At 68.6% G+C, this 18,328-nt stretch carries 16 protein-coding genes and 3 pseudogenes; 11 read left to right on the forward strand and 8 right to left on the reverse strand.

Annotated features, from left to right (window positions below):
* The first annotated feature begins 1,986 nt into the window (after nucleotides 1–1,986).
* From ACFWBF_RS34810 to ACFWBF_RS34820, 3 genes are all read left to right on the forward strand, one after another.
* Nucleotides 1,987–2,298, forward strand: coding sequence for a hypothetical protein (locus tag ACFWBF_RS34810; RefSeq protein ID WP_385608833.1), 312 nt, complete (start codon nucleotides 1,987–1,989; stop codon nucleotides 2,296–2,298).
* Nucleotides 2,291–3,187, forward strand: coding sequence for a hypothetical protein (locus ACFWBF_RS34815; protein WP_385608835.1), 897 nt, complete (start codon nucleotides 2,291–2,293; stop codon nucleotides 3,185–3,187). Before ACFWBF_RS34810 ends, ACFWBF_RS34815 begins: the two co-directional genes overlap by 8 nt.
* A 565-nt stretch (nucleotides 3,188–3,752) precedes the next feature.
* Nucleotides 3,753–4,046 carry a hypothetical protein gene (locus tag ACFWBF_RS34820; RefSeq protein ID WP_385608837.1) on the forward strand — a complete coding sequence of 98 codons (294 nt, stop codon included), beginning with the start codon at nucleotides 3,753–3,755 and terminating at the stop codon, nucleotides 4,044–4,046.
* Here ACFWBF_RS34820 and ACFWBF_RS34825 read toward each other — a convergent pair.
* Nucleotides 4,045–4,397: pseudogene (locus ACFWBF_RS34825) on the reverse strand (transposase); the annotation flags it as partial. The gene ACFWBF_RS34820 and the pseudogene ACFWBF_RS34825 overlap by 2 nt on opposite strands.
* Before the next feature lie 39 nt (nucleotides 4,398–4,436).
* Here ACFWBF_RS34825 and ACFWBF_RS34830 point away from each other — a divergent pair.
* The 7 genes and pseudogenes from ACFWBF_RS34830 to ACFWBF_RS34860 form a co-directional block, all read left to right on the forward strand.
* A pseudogene (locus ACFWBF_RS34830) lies at nucleotides 4,437–4,872 on the forward strand (transposase); the annotation flags it as partial.
* A gap of 163 nt (nucleotides 4,873–5,035) precedes the next feature.
* Nucleotides 5,036–5,302, forward strand: a complete 267-nt coding sequence (locus ACFWBF_RS34835) for a PLD nuclease N-terminal domain-containing protein (protein ID WP_385608839.1) — start codon at nucleotides 5,036–5,038, stop codon at nucleotides 5,300–5,302.
* Nucleotides 5,303–6,219: 917 nt separating this feature from the next.
* Entirely contained in the window at nucleotides 6,220–6,435 is a 216-nt protein-coding gene (locus tag ACFWBF_RS34840; protein ID WP_243627090.1) for a DUF6243 family protein, read from the forward strand.
* Nucleotides 6,436–6,822: 387 nt separating this feature from the next.
* Complete coding sequence (locus ACFWBF_RS34845; RefSeq protein ID WP_385608841.1) at nucleotides 6,823–8,547, forward strand: LuxR C-terminal-related transcriptional regulator; 1,725 nt, start codon at nucleotides 6,823–6,825, stop codon at nucleotides 8,545–8,547.
* A gap of 107 nt (nucleotides 8,548–8,654) precedes the next feature.
* Nucleotides 8,655–8,954, forward strand: a complete 300-nt coding sequence (locus ACFWBF_RS34850; RefSeq protein ID WP_385608843.1) for a hypothetical protein — start codon at nucleotides 8,655–8,657, stop codon at nucleotides 8,952–8,954.
* A 188-nt stretch (nucleotides 8,955–9,142) separates the two neighbouring features.
* Nucleotides 9,143–10,255 carry an endonuclease/exonuclease/phosphatase family protein gene (locus ACFWBF_RS34855; protein WP_385608845.1) on the forward strand — a complete coding sequence of 371 codons (1,113 nt, stop codon included), beginning with the start codon at nucleotides 9,143–9,145 and terminating at the stop codon, nucleotides 10,253–10,255.
* Nucleotides 10,256–10,361: 106 nt separating this feature from the next.
* A pseudogene (locus ACFWBF_RS34860) lies at nucleotides 10,362–10,916 on the forward strand (WYL domain-containing protein); the annotation flags it as partial.
* A 117-nt stretch (nucleotides 10,917–11,033) separates the two neighbouring features.
* Here the strand turns inward: ACFWBF_RS34860 and ACFWBF_RS34865 are convergent.
* Together ACFWBF_RS34865 and ACFWBF_RS34870 are read right to left on the reverse strand one after the other, a co-directional pair.
* On the reverse strand, nucleotides 11,034–11,573 hold the full coding sequence (locus ACFWBF_RS34865; protein ID WP_385608847.1) for an SMI1/KNR4 family protein: 540 nt from the start codon (nucleotides 11,571–11,573) through the stop codon (nucleotides 11,034–11,036).
* Nucleotides 11,574–11,981: 408 nt separating this feature from the next.
* Nucleotides 11,982–13,082, reverse strand: a complete 1,101-nt coding sequence (locus ACFWBF_RS34870; RefSeq protein WP_385608849.1) for a peptidoglycan-binding protein — start codon at nucleotides 13,080–13,082, stop codon at nucleotides 11,982–11,984.
* 455 nt (nucleotides 13,083–13,537) lie between these two features.
* On the opposite strand from ACFWBF_RS34870, the gene ACFWBF_RS34875 reads away from it, so the two are divergent.
* A complete protein-coding gene (locus tag ACFWBF_RS34875) occupies nucleotides 13,538–13,999 on the forward strand; it encodes a YjfA family protein (protein WP_385608851.1) in 462 nt (153 codons plus the stop codon).
* 409 nt (nucleotides 14,000–14,408) lie between these two features.
* Here ACFWBF_RS34875 and ACFWBF_RS34880 read toward each other — a convergent pair whose 3' ends face one another.
* The 5 genes from ACFWBF_RS34880 to ACFWBF_RS34900 form a co-directional block, all read right to left on the reverse strand.
* A complete protein-coding gene (locus tag ACFWBF_RS34880; RefSeq protein ID WP_385608853.1) occupies nucleotides 14,409–14,963 on the reverse strand; it encodes a hypothetical protein in 555 nt (184 codons plus the stop codon).
* A gap of 243 nt (nucleotides 14,964–15,206) precedes the next feature.
* Complete coding sequence (locus ACFWBF_RS34885) at nucleotides 15,207–16,112, reverse strand: NACHT domain-containing protein (RefSeq protein ID WP_385608855.1); 906 nt, start codon at nucleotides 16,110–16,112, stop codon at nucleotides 15,207–15,209.
* A 116-nt stretch (nucleotides 16,113–16,228) separates the two neighbouring features.
* Nucleotides 16,229–16,702 (reverse strand): hypothetical protein, encoded by a 474-nt coding sequence (locus ACFWBF_RS34890; protein ID WP_385608857.1) that lies wholly within the window; start codon nucleotides 16,700–16,702, stop codon nucleotides 16,229–16,231.
* A 322-nt stretch (nucleotides 16,703–17,024) separates the two neighbouring features.
* Nucleotides 17,025–17,282: a hypothetical protein gene (locus ACFWBF_RS34895; RefSeq protein WP_385608859.1), complete on the reverse strand. Its 258-nt coding sequence runs from the start codon at nucleotides 17,280–17,282 to the stop codon at nucleotides 17,025–17,027.
* A gap of 308 nt (nucleotides 17,283–17,590) precedes the next feature.
* On the reverse strand, nucleotides 17,591–18,043 hold the full coding sequence (locus tag ACFWBF_RS34900; protein ID WP_385608861.1) for a hypothetical protein: 453 nt from the start codon (nucleotides 18,041–18,043) through the stop codon (nucleotides 17,591–17,593).
* Nucleotides 18,044–18,328 lie beyond the last annotated feature (285 nt).

Raw genomic sequence — 18,328 nt, forward strand, 5'->3', positions numbered from 1 at the left:
CGACTGCCCCCTGCCCAGGGCAACTCAAAGATCATTTACGGGACAACCCTTAGGCATGACGGCTGCCGTGCGCGACAGGGGACTGCGGCCGTCGTCTGCCCAGCTTGTCCGTGCAGATGTGCCGGCACGCGATGATCACCGACGGCAACGTCCTGGCCGGCCCCGCCTACGGAACGGCGCTGCTGTGCCGGCGCCTCGGCGAGAAGTCCGTCACCAGCGTGGACGTGGACCCGTACCTGGTCGACGCCGCCGGGCGGATCCAGGACCGTATCGGCCTCGACCCGACCATGGCCCTGCACGCCGACGGATCGCAGGCGGAAACCAGCCGTCCTGACGGAACGTCACTGGCGCCATGGCTCGGGGTCGGGCCGGCCGGGAGGGTCGGGGTTTCCGAGGGACAGGCACCACGGACATCCGTGGGGGCCGCTCGCGGTGCTCGCTTGATGAGGCAAGGGCAGGGGGAAGCCTGCCCTGTATTCGTCCTGGAGCACCGGTATCGATCCCTCTTCCTTCCGGGGCGGAGTGATTGCGCCGGCCATGCCTGCTTCAGCGAGGCGGCCTGTCACCCGCATCAGCGCCGCCCGCACCCTGCTCGCCGCCCGTACTGCCGCCGGCCAGACACGGCGCCGGGCAGCCGACCATGAGCCGCGATCGGATAGGCCACCACAGGGGCCGTGCTCGCGTCCCTTCACGAATGAGTTGCTCCTTGGTCACACAAACAAGAATAGGTGAATGATACTTTTTACTTTGGATACTTGTGACCATTTCCGCCGACGCTTAGTACAGAGGTGCGTCGAACAGGAATTAACACGGACTGCTGCCCATTCAGGGCAGTCCGCCATGGTGCGAGATCCGGCAATGTACAGATTGCCGGGGTTTTTGCGCGACCGGCTATGTATGTATTGCCGGGGTTTTCAAGGGATTCAGCGATGTCGACCGCCCTTGGGATCGGGTGTGCGACGTGCTTGTGTAAGAAATTACGTGCTATTGCGGCCGAGATCTTGGGCGCATCGCTATAGGGCGGTGGCGGGGACCGCATCGCGAGCCAGGGCCTGCGTCACTCGGGCGCCGACATCACGCGTCTTGCCGAGCAGCCCAGGGACGAGGCGTGCGAGCTGCGGTCATTCAGGGGGTGGAGTCGGCCGGGGACGTGAAGGGGCAAGGGTCGTAGATGTCTCGGGTGAAGGGTGGCCAATACGGCTGATGGACGACCCGGAGCGGCTCCCCAACCGGGCAGGCGGGGACGCCGGCGGGCTCCTCTACCGGTGCCGCAGGCTGCCGGCGAGACAGCCGCACGGCGTCTCCATGGCAGGACAGGACGTGCTTGAAGCGTTGTTGGCGCCTCAGTTCAAGGGCGTCCACGCGCCACAGACGGCCAGTCCCTGAGGAGGTCAACGCGGTGCAACCTGAGCCCAGTGCGGCGGAGATCAGCACGATCCACAGGAGGACATGTCCCACAGCTGGTCCTTTCGAAGGCCGATTCCCAAGGGGGCGCACACGATCGGGGCCCCCGTCGATCGTCCGGCATAACGCAGAGGCATATGCAGAGTTGCGCCCTCCCCTCTGATTGCAGCCATGCGCAGCAATCCGCCAGTCTTGGCATCTCAGTCTTTTTACTGATGATCAGTCGACGGGAACAGGGGCCACGAACCGAGGATCGGCCTGCCCTGTGGGGTTGTGGCCGTCTGATGCGAGGGAAGCGGCATGGAGGAATGAAGATATGGATAGTCGCCCGCATGTGCAGGCGCATCCGGCCATGCAATGGGGCATCAGACGGGCGCGCGGCGCGCAGCAGAGCGGTCGTGGGCCTGCATCGGCCCGACGCTCATCGTCTCCCTGAGCTGCGGATTAACGGTGGGGCAGGAGTGGCTGCTGCACTCTTGTTGTGTTTGAAGAACCGACAAGAGCCAGTGTCAACGCTTATTCATCCGCCACCATCACCCGGATGGCGCATACCCTGACCAACATCGTTAGCGTTTATGGAATATGACAACAGCAAAGCCCCCCTTCTTCTTCCGCAGGCCTCCAGAAGAAGACGGACGGGGAGGCAGTTTTCGCGCCGGGGCTACCCGGTTCGGAAAGTGGACTTTCACTCCAGGATCAACCGGCTGTGGCGAGGTCAGGAACGCAACGCTGGAAGACGAGAGCCTGGAAATCGATCTGAGTTACTCGTCCTCGGTCTTGGAGGACTTCCTCCATGCGATGAGGATGATCCAGGTCGAGTTCGACCGGAGGTCGGGGAGCACCGCACCGTCCATGAACATCGTCGAGCGCTCGGGCGGCAGTTCCCGTGTATGAGACGTACGGATACCCGGACCTCCACGGCCCCCACCCCCAGGCGGACCCCACCGAGTTCTGGCGCCAGCCAGACCCCGGGGAGCCGCTCGGCGGGTCCGGTGAGGTGCATCGGCCGTGGGATCCGGTAGAAGAGCTCGCGAACCTGCTCCAGGAGAGCCCAGCACCCGGCCCGCCGGAGCCCTACATCAACGTCGGCTACGACGACAGCGGTGACACCGTCAGCGCCATCGGCCTCGGCCTCGTCGCAGGGCTGAAGCAGACCCCTGCCGAGCGGCCGCCCAGACAAGCCCCCGGCGGGCACCGCCGGAACGCGTCGAAGACTCCGGTGGCAACTCTCCTACATACGGGCAGCCTGTTCACCGCCGTGCTGGTCGCCGTCATCGCCGCTGTGGTGAGCATCCTCAGTGGGCTGGTCATCTGCGACGCCCTGCGCCACAGCGCCGGACTCCACACGGCCGGCGAGGTGGTGAGCTGGTGGCCCCTGCTGATCTACGGACCTTGGATGGTCGCCTCCCTGTCCATCCTCAGGTCCGCGCTGCACCAGCGCCGCGCGCTTCATTCCTGGTCGATGGTTCTGCTGTTCTCCACCCTGGCGACGCTTCTGTGCGTAGCCCAGGCACCCAGAACGCTCGTCGCCGAGACGTCGTCCGCGCTTCCCGCCGTCGCGGCGCTGGCCTGCTTCCAGCAGCTGGTCCGCCAGATCACGCTCACGCGGCCACCCCGCCAAACCGCTCCACGACACCGGAACCCGCCCCCCTCCCCACTGGGGACTGGGCAGACGGCCACGGCCCAGCGCAGCCCGGACGGTGTCCGTCCCGGCTACTCCGTGGCAGACAGAAGGGCTGTCCGCCCTCCGTCCAACGGTCGCAGATTCGGGTACGGCACATGACGGTCGTACGCGTGCGGATGAGGTGTTGATGCTGAATACGGGGAGCCGGCAGTGGGATCCCGCGCAATGCCGGCGGGAACGGCGCCGGCGGACCACGACGTTGGAAGGTCGAGCGTCCCGTGCGCGGCGACTGCGAAGAGCGGAGACGGTGACATCCGCTAACTGCCTGGACAACCCGATCCTTCCCACGCATCAAAAGGGCGCTCGCCTGCACCTTAGAAACGAAGATCGAAACCGATAGTCACGGCCGTGCGCAGACTCAGCCTCGACGGTGTATGCCCAGGCCCGGGGCCGTTCACCGGGCTGTAGCTCCAGCCGTACCTCGCACCCCGGGCATCCGGTTGCCGCGGCACATCCGAGCGACGCGTCGTTTCGGCATGGCCGTGCCCCCTCGGTATCTGCGGCGAACGCGACGGCCAAGTGATCAGCCCCGCGGCGCCCATGGGATCCGTGTGCCCAGGGGCGGCGCGCCGGGCTGGGGCCACACCTCGATGCACCGAACCGAACGAATCCATGACGCGCTCCGGCGCCTCACCTCCCACGCCTCATACGAAAGGCAAGAAGCATGGCGTACGAATTGACCCACGCCGAGCGGATCCACTACAAGCAGCGCCAGGACGCCGCCTACCAGGACGGCGAAGACGCCGTCATCAATCTCCAGGCGGCGCTCGCGCTCGCCGGCCTGACCCTTCCCTCCCTGTGCAACGACGGGCCGGTGGCCAGCCACGGTTTCGTCCGGCTCGGAGGATGCAACGCGGCCTTCGCCAACCGGCTCGCCGAAGTCATCGCCGCAGGTGCCGACGCTCTGCAGTTCAACGGTGAAAAGTCGGCACGGTGGAACAGCCTCAGTGAGCGCTAGCGCGAACATGGGCGGAGTCGAGGACCGCTCGGGAGAGATCGAGGAGGCCCGCGTCGTCGAGCCGGTGCCGGGTCTCCTCGTGTAGCCGGCCCCAGACCCCGGCCGGTGACCAGATCAGGAACCGGCGGTGCGCTGTCGGCTTCGACATCCCAGAGCAGGGTGGCAGACCCCGCCAGGCGCACCCGCTGACCAGCACATAGACGTCGCGGCGAACACCGTCTCATCAGGCGTGTCCTGTGTTCCACCACCCTGCGGCCGCACTCTCGACGGAGGGACCAGCGGCTCCGCGATCTCCCTCAAGCCGTTCGGGACAATCCAACTCCGCGTACCCCGCCCCCATACCGAGCCCAACGGCGCCTCACCACGTGGGGGAGTGGGCGCTGGGGATGGATCGTTCCGGACGGGCTGTGGGAGTTGGCGAGGCCATTGCTGCCGCCCTGCGCGGGTGCGCCCGCAGGGCGGCGGGGTCGCGAACATCGATGAGAGGCGGTTTTCGCCGCGATCATCTATGTGCTGGTCAGCGGCTGCGCCTGGCGGGCTCTACCGCCCTGCTCTGGATGTCGAAGCCGACAGCCCACCGCCGGTTCCTGATCTGCTCACCAGCCGGGGTGTGGGGCCGGCTGCACCAGAAGGTTCTGCAGCTCCTGGACGAAAAAGGTCTGGTGGACTTGTCCCGTGCGGTCCTCGACTCGGCTCGCGTCCGCGCTGAAGAGGGGGCGAACTTGCAGGTCCGAGTCCCGTGGACCGGGGTAAGCCCGGTTCCAAGATGTACGTCCTGTCCGACGCGGACGGACTGCCCCTACGCGTCGGGCTCTCCGCGGCCGACCCCACCCCCGCGTCATGACTCGTCTCGGACGGCTGTCCGACTTCCGGATGATCGAATCGGGAGCAAAGTATGACATAGCAAGCATCCTGGGGCAGACAGAATGGCTTCAGTGGAGGTTGCCCGACCGGCGAACTCCGAGAATCCCCACCACGAGGAAAGTGCGATGAACCCGCAGCTTGCACACGAGATGACACTTGCCGCCACGAGCGAGAGCGCGATCAGCATCGCCCTCGTGGGTGTGGTCGCGGCCGCTGGCATCGCCTACGTGGCGTTCTTCGTCGCGGCTCTGGTCAGCATCGCCAGGTCTGGCCTCACCGGAGGGATGAAGCTGGGCTGGATCGTTTTCGCCTTCGTGGCTCCCTTCCTCGGAAGCCTGCTCTGGTTCCTCGTCGGCCGCCGCGACTCCCAGCGCCCGCTGGGCACCGCCTGATCCCGAGAGCGCCCACACGGCGCACACGCCTTCGGCATGCCGTTTAACCAGTTCGTCGGGGTTTGGTGGCGACCTTGTGGTGGGCGGGTCGGGTGGAGTACTCGCCAGTCGCGAGGACACGTCCGACTTCGTACAGGTGGCAGGCCGCCGGTTCTTCCACGCCCGCGGGTAGCCGCCCGGGCCCCCGCGTCCACCCGCAGGGAGCTGTTTGCCGCCCTGTCAGTAGGCGGGGGCAGAGACCGGTGTGCGCCACGGCGAGGATCTTTGGGCTGTTCATTCGTCTCTGCGGGCTCATCCGCCATGGGCATGGAGCAGTGGAAGAGGGTGAGGGGCATGCCGATCTCACCGGGTTCATCCCCGCGGGTGCGGGGAGCAGTGCGCCTGGCTCCTGACCGCGGCCACGATCGCGGGGTCATCCCTGCGGGTGCGGGGAGCAGACTTGCTGAGCTGCAACGTTACGTGTGAAGTGAGCGGTTCCCGAGCGCTTTCGCGAGATCGGGCACTGCGGAAATCGCGAACTGGCGACTGAAGGGTGTCCCGTAACGGCGGGGCGCAAGTGAGGTGATCTCTCATGCCGTCAGTGTGCTCGCGACCACTGACAACGCCCGCGGCGGCCCGGTAAGGCCCTTCTGGACCTGCCCCGGGCGGGCGGCGACCACCGGCGGGTGCTGGCTGTGCTGAGATTCCCGGAAGGAAACGGCTGACCCCGGGCGCTCGCCGAGGGCCCGGCCGGCGCCGGGGCGGCGAAAAGGGTGGTGCGCGGAGCCGACGGGACCGGGTAACGTCTTTGTCATGTTCTTCCAGACGCCGATTTACGAGTGAGAGCGTGATGGGCCCCTGCTGACGTCCTTCGACGTCGCCGCCCGTCCCCCACCGATGAATCCGTAGATCACTTCACATCATGACCGGGAGAACCCGTGACCGTAAGCAAGAACATCAACAACCCCGTGGGCATGGGCGGCGGCCAGCGCAAGAAGCTGTCCCGCGCCGAACGGCAGAACAACGGTCCGCACCGCAACCTCGACCGCCAGGGTGCAGCCGACCAGAAGGCGGAGCTGGTGCGCAAGATGCGCGAGAAGGCAGGCGCAGCTGAGGGCGCCGGGCAGGCGGGCGACGACACCGCACAGAGCTGACGCACCGCCGCCGCAGGGCGGCACTGCACGGGGCAGGGCCCGGACCGCGACGCGCGGTCCGGGCCCTGCTGCCGTATCGGGGCCCTGCTGCCGTACCGGGCGCGGCCGGTCCCGCTCGGCTCTCAGCCGACCACCCGAGTCTCAGCCCACCACCCGGGGCAGCCGCAGATTCGGCAGCCCCGTCACCGCCACCACCCCGAGCCGCACCAGCATGCCGGGCATTGACATTGCGTCAGCGCAGGTAGGACACCGCGGGGCCCCGGGTCCGGGTCCGGGTGCTGCGGCTGGGGTGGGGGAGTAGGCATGGACCACCGCCCCGCACGGCGACGCGGTGGTCCACCCAGAGCCCCGTGGCGCCGCACCCGTCGGCTCACCCATGTCGGTCGCATGATCAAGCAGCCGCTGGAGCGCCTTGGTCACTGTCCTGCGCGGCGAGTCGATAATCGCCTCGTGGACACCGACGACGCCTACCTTGCCCGAGGCCGTGCGTGCTACGCCGCCGAGGCCTGGCTCGAGGCCTTCGAGAGCCTGAGTGCCGCCGACGGAGCCACACCGGTGGGGCCCGAGGACTTGGAGCTGCTGGCCAGATCCGCCTACATGCTCGGGCGCGACGAGGCGTACGCGGCCGGGCTGGAGCGCGCTCATGCGATGTGGCTGGACGCCGGCGATGTGCCCCGCGCCGTCCGCTGTGCGTTCTGGATCGGCCACAGCATGCTGTTTCGGGGCCACCAGGTCCGGGCGAGCGGCTGGTTCTCCCTGGGTGAGCGCCTCCTGGGGGCCGACGGGCGGGATTGCGTCGAACGCGGGTATCTGCTCATCCCCTTGTGGCTGAGCCAGATGGGCGGTGGCGACTGGCAGTCCGGCCACGCGACGGCAGCCGAGGCTGCGGAGGTCGGCGAGCGGTTCGGCGACGCGGACCTGGTGTGGCTGGCCCGCGACGAGCAGGGCCGGGCCTTGGTGAACCTGGGTCGCGTGCACGAGGGCCTGCGCCTGGTGGACGAGACGCTGGTGATCGTCGAGTCCGGTGCGCTTTCGCCGATCGTCAGCGGCATCGTCTACTGCAACACCATCGCCTTCTGCCGCGACCTGTACGCCCTGCGCCACGAGCGGGAGTGGACGGACGCTCTGACCCGGTGGTGCGACCGTCAGCCGCAGATGGTCGCGCACAACGGTCTGTGCCTGGTGCATCGGGCCGAAGTGCTGCAGTACGGCGGCGCCTGGCCCGCCGCACTGGAGGAGGCCCGCCAAGCCTCCGAACGCTTCACCCAGGGTGTGTTGAACCAGATCGCCTGCGGCCAGGCGTTCTACCGGCAGGGCGAGATCCACCGGTTGCAGGGCCGGGCGGCCGAGGCCGAGGACGCCTACCGCGAGGCCAACCGCTGTGGGTTCGAGCCCCAGCCCGGCTTCGCGCTGCTGCGCCTGGCCCAGGGCAACGCCGAGGCCGCGGCGGCGACGATCCGGCGTGCCGTCGCCGAGCACACCCGCGAGCTGGAGCGAGCGGCCCTCCTTGCGGCGTACGTCGAGATCATGCTGGCCGGGGGCGACGCCGGCGACGCGGCCGCGGCCGCCGATCAGCTTTCGGCGATCGCGGAGCACCAGGACAGCGACGCGCTGCGCGCGACGGCTGCGTACGGTCTTGCCTCCGTGGCGTTGGCCGCGGGTGACAGCGCCGCCGGTCTCGCCGCGGCGCGGCGCGCGGAGCACGCGTGGCAGGACCTCGAAGCGCCGTACGAAGCCGCCCGGGCGCGCGTTCTTGTGGCCCTCGCCTGCCGCTCACTCGGTGACGACGACACCGCCGACCTGGAGCTCCATACGGCTCGCGCGGTGTTCGAGGAGCTTGAGGCCGGGCCGGACCTCGCTCAGGTCGTTTTCCTCGCCGGCAGCGGGCCGGGCATGGACACCCACGGTCTCTCGGAACGCGAGTTGGCGGTGCTCCGCCAGGTCGTCGGCGGCGCGAGCAACCGGCAGATCGCCGCCGCCCTGGTGATCAGCGAGCACACCGTCGCCCGGCACCTGCAGAACATCTTCGGCAAATTGGGTGTCTCCTCACGGACGGCGGCGAGCACCTTCGCGCTGGAGCACGGCCTCGTCCGGTCGCCTGGTCAGCAATGACCATCGCGGGCCGCCCCGGTTTGGTGAATCTGAGCGATGCAGCGCTCACCTCCGCATGCCTAGCGTCGAATCGTCCGAACGACACCGCATCGAGCGAGGAGGACGACATGTACGCCGTGGCCCAGCACAAGATCTTGAACCCGGAGACCGCATTTCCTCGCGGCCAGGTCCTGATGGCCGGCACCGGGGCGCCCGACGGCACCCGTGTGCTGCAGTTCTACCCGCACGTCGACGGATCCGTCGTGACATGCCTGTGGGAGACGAAGTCCCTCGGGGACCTCCAGCGCTTCGTCGACACGACTCTCGGGGACTCGAGCATCAACGTCTGCTACGAGGTCGACTCGGAGAACGCATTCGCCGACCGCCCACTCGGCCTGAAGCAGTCGCCGGCTCCTGTCACCTACTAGTCAGCGCGACAAGGGCGCAGGCGGCGGAGGCCGAGGCCGATGCTGGGTCGGGAGTGCGTCGGCGTACTCACGAGGTGGTTCTCGCGTCGGCCGCCCGGCCTACACCCGGATCGCCGCATTGCGCAGGTCGCCTTAGATTCGCCGAGGGTGCGGATTCTCCTCCTCCTTTCGCCGAAAGGTCTGCCTGCATGATTCGCGGTTGGTTCACATCCGTCCTGGGCGCGCTCCTGCTGCTGCTCGCACCCGGGTCACTCGCCCCGGCCGCGGCCGCCGCCCAGCCCCCGGCCTCTTTGCGGGTCATGACCCGCAACCTCTACCTGGGTGCCGACCTCGCACCCGTGCTCGCCGCCACCAGCCCCCAGGCGCTCGTCGCCGCGGTGACGGCGGCGTACGCGAACGTCCAGGCGACGAACTTTCCCGAGCGCGCCGAGACGCTGGCCGATGAGATCGCCGACAGCGACCCCCATCTCGTGGGCCTGCAGGAAGCCGTGCTGTGGCGCAGCCAGACCCCCGCCGGCCCGGGCAGTGCCACGCACGTCGAGTACGACTTCCTGCAGATCCTTCTCGACAGGCTTTCCGCCCGGGGCAAGCACTACGCGGCCGTGGCCACCGTCACCGTCGGCAGCGACTTCGAGGCCCCGCGGTCCACGCCCGCTGGCCTCCAGGACATCCGCCTCACCGACCGCGACGTACTTCTGGCCCGCACCGACCTGGCTGCGCATGCCTTCTCCGTGTCCAATGCGCAGGCGGCGACGTTCCAGAACTACGTGCCCATCTGCCGCCCGCTGCTCGGCTGCCCGCCCAATGCCCCCCTCCAGGTCCGACGCGGCTGGGTCGCTGCCGACGCCACCGTGCGCGGCCGCACTACCCGGGTGGTCACCACCCATCTGGAACCCGCCTCTCCCACCGTTCAGGAAGCGCAAGCCGACGAACTGCTCGCCGGCCCGCTGAAGACCAAGCTGCCCACCGTGCTGCTCGGTGACCTCAACTCGGCCGCCGGGGGAGTCGGCGCCCAGCCGGGGTCGACCGACACCCAGACCCACAACAAGCTGCTGGCCGCTGGCTTCACCGACGCCTGGACCGCCACCCGCCCCCGCAACCCGGGCTTCACCTGCTGCCAGGCCCCCGACCTGCGCAATCCCACCTCCAGCCTCACCCAGCGCATCGACTACGTGCTCTTTCGCGGCAAGGTGAGCGCACTGACGAGCAACCGGGTGGGCCACACCCAGGCGGACCGCACCCCCTCAGGCCTGTGGCCCTCCGACCACGCCGGCGTCAGCAGCGTGCTCCAACTGCGCTGAGTGACGGCCGCGCCACCTGGGCGAATTCGAGGAGCCGTCGCAACACGTGGTCGGTTGTTGAGGCCGAAAGCAACTTAGACGGACGCTCGGTGCGGGGTTTCCCCGCCGAGCGTCTCGCCCTGTTTCCGAAGCGCGGCACCGGTACACCGCCGCCGACGGCCGGCGCAGCGAACGCACGCTGCACCCGCACGGGGTCGTTGCCCACTCGGGCCGGTGGTACGTCACGGCTGCGGATCTCACGGCCGGCGAGGACGGGACGTTTCGGCTGGATCGCATCACCGGGGTGAGGACCCTGCCCGGCTCGTTCGAACCACCCGCCAGACTCGACCCGGCGAAGCGCGTACTGACCGGGCTCGCCACAGCTCCGTACCGGCATGAGGTAACTGTGCGGATCCAGGGGACGGCCGAGCAGATCCACACCCGACTTCCCGCCGGCGTCGCGATCGTGGAAGAACTCTCTTGCCCGAGCAGTGCAGATCCGGAGCCCGAGCGCTGGTCCCGCGTCGAACTGCGGGTGGACCGGCTCGACTGGCTGCCTGCTGTCCTCGCCTCGCTGGACCTGCCCTTCGTCATCGAACGCCCAGATGAGCTCCGCGGCCTCGTCGAAGCTCTCGCCGAACGGCTCACGAACTCTGCCCGGCGAAGCCCACCTCACGAATGACGGATCGGAGCAGCCCTTCCCCTCCCCCCCCCGTGCTGGTCAGCCCGGTGCCCCTCGGGTACGAGACGTGGCCTGTTCGGCGCCGTCGAAGCCGCACCGCGGGACGGGTTCAAGCGATCAGGTTCGGCGACGGAGCTTCATGATGATGTCGTCGAAGTCAGGGAACTCTTGTGTAGCCTCCTCGATCACGGTGGCCGCCGACGCGCGGTGGTCTGGTGCGAACCGCTCTGCGATGGCCTTCAGCTCACGGTTGGGGTGTGGGATCCAGTCGGGCTCGGGATCGTATGAGGTGGCGGCTTCCCATGGGCCGAAGCCGTCGGACAGGAGCCACAGGAAGGCCCACAGGTTGCGGGCGACGACGCCGGTCTCTCCTTCGGACCCGAGGAAGATGACGGGCTGCTCGACCAGTGGCTGGCCTGAGCGGATCAGCCAAAGGCAGGCGGATCCGCCAGTGCCGTCCTGGCCGAACACGCGGAGAGCGCCGCCGCGCCGCTCGCTGTTGCCGGTCCATGCTCGGAACCAGTCGGCGGTCTCATCGGCGGTGAGGAAGGCTTCGTAGGGTTCGAAGTCGATACCGTCTTGACCGATGCAGCCGAGTCGGACCGCCATGGCGGCAGCAAGTGCGGGAGGGAAGGGGCGGTCTTCGTTCGGCGTCACGCGAACAGATTAGCGACTGCTCGGATCTCGCTGGCACAGCTCTAGGAAGCTCCGGACCTGGGCCAGTTCGGATGAGACGCCATTCGGTATCCACTCGCTCGGGACCAGGCAGACCGACCGAGATCCGCAGCATCCGTGCGTCTCAACTGACCTGGTCGCCTCAGACGACAGGTTTTGGCTGGGGTCAGATCATTTGCGACGGGACACCGTCAGTCCAGACGTCGAACGGGCCGGGCAGGCCGGGTGCAGCGGCGCCGAGCTGGAGGGCCTCGCCATTGAGCGCGGGCACCGTGCGCCCCGTACGGAAACGGACGCAAAGCCCTACCAGTCAGAGCAAGAACGTGCGACGCCTTCCCGCATTGGCTGCACTCCTCCAATCACCACCGCGGACACACCGCGCTGCTCGCTTCAGTGCGTCAGCGCGCCCCAGGTCTGGGGGCCGACGACGCCGTCGACCGCTATGTGGAGGCGGCCCTGGAACTCGCGGACGTGCCTCTCCGTGACGGGACCGAAGACCCCGTCGACCGCGAGGACTCGGAGATCCGGCACGTGGGCGTTCACCAGGCGCTGGAGCTTGCGAACCGCCGGGCCGTGTGAGCCATTGCTCAGGGTTGGTGTTCCGGCGGCGTCCTCTTGCGCTCGCTCACCGCCCGTCAGCATGCCCCAGGTCTGGGGGCCTACGACGCCGTCGACCTCGATCTCGACACGGCGCTGATACTCGCGGACGCGTTCGTCCGTGACGGAACCGAAGTCCCCGTCGACCGCCAGGGGTTGGAAATCCGGCACATGCGCGTTCAGCAGCCGCTGGAGTTTCTCCACCGCCGCTCCCTGCGAACCCCTGCTCAGTGTGGGCGTGCCGACACCGTCGTCCATGCCGGGCGTGCCACCTCCGCCCGGGGTGGCCGACGGCTGAACGTCCAGGTACAGCGCGTACACTCCCGGATCTCCAGCATCATCCGTGCCGCTGATGATGACCGCATCGGTAAACTGCAATGTGCGCGGATCATCGGGCCGCTGCAGGGTCTGACGTCGGGCGTTCGCGTCCAGCAGCCTGTCCTTCGAGAGAAAGATGGCCGACGGGTTGTATACGTCGTTTCCAATGCCGAGAACCTCATCGGCCACGAAGTCGACCAGGGCACCGGCCAGGAGGTCGATCAAGGGCTTGGCCACGCCACCCGCCCCGCCGGTCAGGGCAGCGATGGCCGCGGTCGCCGCAGCGGAGACGGCTTGGGCGACGACCTCCTTCTGCTGCTCCACGTCACCGGAGTCCCATTCCACCAGCGCGGCGGACACGCTGATGTCTTGCGCCGGACCGGAGTACAACAGGCGCTGAGCGGTGAAGATCCGCTCCCCTGGAGGCCCGAACAGCAGCTTGCCACTGTCCGGGAACTTCACCGGCGGTTGCGGAGTCATCCCCGTGATCAGCTGAACGGTGCCGAATATCTCGTCTTCTCCCTCTTGCCTGATGCGGCACTCAAGTCCTGTCCACACCACCTTCACGTCAGGCATGTCCATCAGATCCCTGAACTCAAGGCCGGACGGCGACGCTCATCCCCGTTGGCTGTGGCTGGCCGGCCGCGCGAAGTCCCGCAAGTCCCGCACCTTGCCCCCCACGGTCCACAGTTCCGGTCCGGGCGGAACGCCTCTCACTCTCGACTGTAAGCCGCACGGACCGGTGTGTCCTGCGTACGTGGGGTGCGGCACCCAGGCGCTGGACATCTTCATCATCGACACGGTCTGACGAATCCGGAGCGTCGTCACCAGAACCCTTCGAGCGGGTGGAGGAGGGGTTCCTCGCCGATCCGAAGGACCACGGAGCACAGACCCCAGGACGACCTCGGGTAACGCGTGAGCGTTCAACAACACCTTATGGAGCACCGGTTGCACCCGCTGGTCGACGGGTGTGTCCTGGAACTGCTGGAGCCGGCTGCCCGCGCACGGAGTTTTTCCAGGAAGGAACCGTCATGATGAGCAAAGGCCATCCGGCGGTGTCACTCGCCGCGGTGCTGGTCACGGCGGCGGCCGCCACAGCTGTCTCCGCCCCCGTACAGGCCGCGCCCAAGGCGGCGCCGACATGCTACGCCACCACTTGTTACGGCCTCGATCCCATAGCGAGCCACTGCGTCGACGACGCCGTGACGATCGACGACGCCGTCCTGGACGGTCGCATCGTCCGGCTGCGGTACAGCGCAGAGTGCAGGGCGGCCTGGGCGCAGCTCTGGTTCGGAAAGCCTGGCGACAGGGCCTACGTGCGGAGCGAGGACAACGGAAAGCTGGTGGCCGTACAGAGCATCACGGTCACGCCGTGGGACGGGAACAGCGTGTACACGCCGATGGTGAACGACAAGGGTCTGAAGGCCAAGGCGTGTTCGGAGCTTCCATCACTTCCACCCGATTCTGACACGGCGTGCACGATCTTCTACTGAGTCGGCTGACGGCGCCGCAACCGCCATCTGCCACCCGGCCCCGCGCCTCCCGCGTCCGCGAGGACGTCCGCGGCGGGCCCGGCCCGAACAAAAGCTGCCCGACCCGTACACAGGAGGTGCGGGAGACGACCACGGCCCCCGGTGGAGGTCAGTCGACGGGAACCGGGGTGGCCAGCCCCTTGCAGACGAGGCCGTAGCCCGGCGGCGGCAGCCGGGGGTGCTCCCGGGGGTTGCCGATGTCCATGACGGACAGCCACGTCTCCGCGGCGGAGTCCCAGGACAGGGCCGATGCGCGCAGCGCACAGCGGCCCGGCCCACGGCATCGGGCCGGTGACGCGGCCGGGACGACGGCCGGGACCGGGACGGGTGGGGAGCACGTCCGTGCGCAGCGTTGCCCGGTACGGTCGGGTCATCGCCGGATCCGGGAGAAGTCGAGGGAGGTCAGGGAGGACGCGGCGTTGCTCCGGCCATCTCTGTCGGCGGTCGTGTCGTCTGCGAACGGGGCGAGGAGCCTCAGGCCTGAGGCGCGGTGGCCGTCCAGCTCGGCCAGGGCGCGGGCAGCCCAGGTACGGGCGTCCGACTGCAGCGCAGGGTCCGCGGCGAAGGCGGCGAGGAGTTCCGCCGAGCGTTCCTCCCCGAGTTCGGCCAGGGCAGAGGCCGCCGTGATGCGGTCCCAGTAGTGGACGGCGGTGTCATGGGCGATCCCGGTGAGGAGGCCGACGGCTTCCGCACGGTGTTCTTCGAGCGCGGCCAGCGCCATGGCGGCGTCCACGCGCTGGCTCGCGTCGGCCGTCACGTCCTGCGCGAAGACGGCGAGCGGCCGGGCAGCCTCGTCTCGATGCGCGGTGGAGCTCGCCAGCAGCCTCAGCGCGCGCAAGCGGTTGTCCGGGTGGCAGCCGCCGCCGAGAGCGGCGGGCAGGACCAGCTCCGCGGCCAGCTCCTCGTCGAGCGCGGCGAGGATCACGGTGGCCGGAGCGCGGTTTCCGCCGATTCTCTCGTGAGCCAGGTGGTCGATGAGTCCGGGCAGGTTCTCGCGGGCGAGCTCTGCGGCCTTTTCGACTGTGCGGCGGTCTTCGGGGATTTGGTACCGGCTGGTCAGAGTGTGGATGGCCTGGTCGTGGAGGGCGCCGACGCGCTTGTGGACGTTCTGTTCGTAGAGCAGCTCGACGAAGGACCGGAAGACCCCGGCCCGGCCTTCGGGAAGGGGTTAGTCGACGTCGGCCGCGTACAGATGGCACAGCATGGCGGTCATCAGGGGGATGCAGGCCAGACCTTCCAGGCGGGTCCGGCGGATGCCGTTCGCGAACGCCCTGACGTGGCGATCGGCGTCGGGCAGGCTGCTGAAACGCTTCTCCGCGTAGGTGCGCACGTCGGCATCGGTGAAGGGCTGCAAGGTGAATCTGTCGACGGCCTGGTCCAGCCGGTCGAGTTCGCCACCGGGCAACGGGCGGGTCGCTATGAGGAACCGGTACGGCGAGTCCTTGTGCGCGGCCTCCCGGGCCAGCCGATCCAGCAGCGACAGCCGGGCGGTGCGGTCAGGGACCTCATCGAGTCCGTCGACCATCACCAGCCACGGCGCGCCGGGATGCGGGCGGCGGCGGAAGAAGTCCTCGGCCAGCGCTTCACGCAGCCCGAAGGGGCCGAGCGCTTCGGTCACCGCGGCGGCCAGGGCGGGGGCCAGGAGCGGGGAGGCGACCAACTCGGTGGCGCGGATCAGGACCGGGACCGGGATCGGGTCCAGGACCGGGATCGAGTCCAGGACCGGGTCCGGGTCTGTCGTCGTAGTCGCTTCGGCTCTGTGGTGCAGCAGATGACGGGAGGCCGAGGCCAGGTGGTGCCGTAGCAGGGTCGACTTGCCGTGACCCGGGCCGGCCAGGAGCACCCGGAGGCGACTTTCGGCTGTGAAGACGTGCTCGGCAGGAGCCTGGGCGCGCCCGGATCGGGATTCGGCCCGCCGCGGCACGTAGACGTCGGCCAGTGGCGGTGCGTCGAGTTCGACGGCGAGCCCGGGATACGGCTGCTGGTCTGCGGCACACCGGACGGCCCGCAAGTACGAGCCGAGCCGTGTATCGGGGACGGCGGTGCCCGCACCGCGGGAGCCGTCCTCCGGCACCGGTGCGGAAGCGTAGTACGTGATGCTGTGGGCGTGTCCGACCGCGAGCCCGCCTGTGGCAGCCGTGATGACCGTGTCTGCCGTGATGTGCGGGGCTTGACCACCGCCGAGCCCGCTCAGCCCTGCTGCGGACCCGGCTTCGGAGTTCCGACGGTGACGTCGCGCATCCGCAGCGCCGCCGCAGACCCGTGATCGGCCCGGATGTCCACGTTTCCGCCGACAGCCTGTCCGCCGCCGGGCGCCGACACCCCGTCCGCAGGTGCGTGGGCGTCGAGCAGGGCGCGCAGGAGCCTGGCTGCCCGCTCGCGCTCAGGTTCGCCGAGGCTCTCCAACGCCTGCTCGAAGCGGGCTTGCCAGGCGGCTTGCTGGCCGATCCTCGCCCGCTCGGCCTCCCCGCCGTCCTGCGCTCCCTCGAGTACGGCCGCGCTGCGGTCCAGTCGTTCCAGTTCGACGCGCTCCCGTGCCCCGTCGCCGCGCCCGAACCACTGGGCGACCGCCTGCTGGAGCTCCTGCCAGGCGCTGGTCCCCGCCGCCTGCACGACCGCAGCGCCTCCCGCCGCGGCCAGCGCCGCCAAACCCTCCGCCAACATCCAACCGCCCCCGTTCGTTCCTGCGTTCGACATACGAGACTGTAACGCCCTGCGCGTTTCGCCGCATTGCCTTCACGAAGACTCCCCCGGACACGGACCGCCAGGACCTGGTGCGCAAGCCGGTCAGGTCCGGCTTCCTGCGGGACGGAACCCCCCGCAGCCGCGGTGCGGGAGCCCGCCTGCCCGGACTCGTAGACATCCAGGAACCCCTTGAAAGGCTGGGGAGAGCCGAACCGACGTGATTCCCGACCTTGCCCCGGTCGACAACTCCCCGGAAGTACGAAGATCCCGCCTGATCTTGCGATCGGGTGGGATCTCGACGTCAGGACGGATTGGTGTCTTCGATTTCGTCGACGAGTGCCCTGCGCTCCTTCTTCGAGAGGGAGTCCTCGCTGACACTGTGCATGGCCCAAGGGATGTCGCAGGGCCCCTCGTGGTTGGGGTCAGGGCACAGGACGTCGGTCAGCCGGTCCAGAAGTTCCTCGTGTTCCCCCGGGGTGGCCACAACGGCCAGCTTCACCTGCCAGAGGCGTCGTCCCTCTGGCGCGGCGCCGGGATCGCTCTGGTTTCCTTCACCCATCCTCGTTCCTCGTTCTTCGTCGCTGGCGTGGGGTCTCGTCCTTGGGGGCTGGGACGACCCTGGCAGGGTGACACAGGCACCACGGCGCCTGTGCCACCCCTGGATTTACCGTCAGTTGTCAGGGGCTGCAGCCGCACCAGCAGCGAAGCACCTCGGTGGGCTCCCGGGGAGCGGACCGGTAGGAGCGGTCGGGGTGGAGTACAGCCGACGGCCAGTTACTCACGCGGGCCGACGGGTCGACTTGCCCGCCCTGCGGTCCGCCTCAAGCGCTCATCGGGGCCAAGTAGGTGCCCAGCCACAGGGTGAGGTCAGTAGAACCAAACAACGAGACGCACGTTCTCCGTGCCGTGGACTTCGCTGAGCACGCGCATGACGCTCCACACCCGGCACCAGTCGGTGTCGGCCCCTGCGGCCGAGGCGCGGGTCCGCGTGCCAGAGGCGTCGGTCTCCTGCCAGTCGGTGGCGGCCAGCTCAGCCCAGGTCAGCCAGGTGGTTCCGTGAACGTCGTCGGAGCCACCATGTGAGGCGAACTCACCACGCAGGCCATCCGACGCGTCAGGCGGGAAGCCGCGGCCTTCACCCAGGGGGCGGAAGCCGAAGGAGTTGCGGACTCCGAAGAGACAGGCGAGGCCGTCGTAGCGGTTGCCCCTGTTGAGCAAGAAGAGATCGATGGCGGCTTCCCACACGGAGTCCTCGTCGTCAGGACCCCACAACCGGGCCCCCGGACGGCACTCGATTATTCCACTGATATCGGTCGACATACCGAGATCCTGCCTGCGCGGCCCAGGGGCCGGCACCTGGATTTCCCTCCCGCGCACCTGCGGTCCGACCGAGGCCGCCTTTCCACTGTGTGTCCGCCCGGCCGGATGTCGTGCGTGCTGGGGGCCTGGCTCCGAGCCCACCGCGGTGAACCCCGGCCAATCGAAACGCCCAGCAGCAAGCAGAGCGCTCAATCACCACACGGTGCGATTGAGCACTTCACCTGGACGTTTAAGGGTTGTCCCGTAAATGATCTTTGAGTTGCCCTGGGCAGGGGGCAGTCGCGC

Origin of the sequence: Streptomyces sp. NPDC060028 (assembly GCF_042736725.1) — a bacterium.
In the GTDB taxonomy this organism is placed as follows: domain Bacteria; phylum Actinomycetota; class Actinomycetes; order Streptomycetales; family Streptomycetaceae; genus Streptomyces.

Bases quoted from the DNA above. Each gene is read 5' to 3' on its own strand.
- ACFWBF_RS34810 (WP_385608833.1), top strand. From the start codon at position 1,987: ATGACAACAGCAAAGCCCCCCTTCTTCTTCCGCAGGCCTCCAGAAGAA.
- ACFWBF_RS34820 (WP_385608837.1), top strand. From the start codon at position 3,753: ATGGCGTACGAATTGACCCACGCCGAGCGGATCCACTACAAGCAGCGC.
- ACFWBF_RS34835 (WP_385608839.1), top strand. From the start codon at position 5,036: ATGAACCCGCAGCTTGCACACGAGATGACACTTGCCGCCACGAGCGAG.
- ACFWBF_RS34845 (WP_385608841.1), top strand. From the start codon at position 6,823: ATGATCAAGCAGCCGCTGGAGCGCCTTGGTCACTGTCCTGCGCGGCGA.
- ACFWBF_RS34850 (WP_385608843.1), top strand. From the start codon at position 8,655: ATGTACGCCGTGGCCCAGCACAAGATCTTGAACCCGGAGACCGCATTT.
- ACFWBF_RS34855 (WP_385608845.1), top strand. From the start codon at position 9,143: ATGATTCGCGGTTGGTTCACATCCGTCCTGGGCGCGCTCCTGCTGCTG.
- ACFWBF_RS34870 (WP_385608849.1), bottom strand. From the start codon at position 13,082: ATGCCTGACGTGAAGGTGGTGTGGACAGGACTTGAGTGCCGCATCAGG.
- ACFWBF_RS34875 (WP_385608851.1), top strand. From the start codon at position 13,538: ATGATGAGCAAAGGCCATCCGGCGGTGTCACTCGCCGCGGTGCTGGTC.
- ACFWBF_RS34890 (WP_385608857.1), bottom strand. From the start codon at position 16,702: ATGTTGGCGGAGGGTTTGGCGGCGCTGGCCGCGGCGGGAGGCGCTGCG.
- ACFWBF_RS34895 (WP_385608859.1), bottom strand. From the start codon at position 17,282: ATGGGTGAAGGAAACCAGAGCGATCCCGGCGCCGCGCCAGAGGGACGA.
- ACFWBF_RS34900 (WP_385608861.1), bottom strand. From the start codon at position 18,043: ATGTCGACCGATATCAGTGGAATAATCGAGTGCCGTCCGGGGGCCCGG.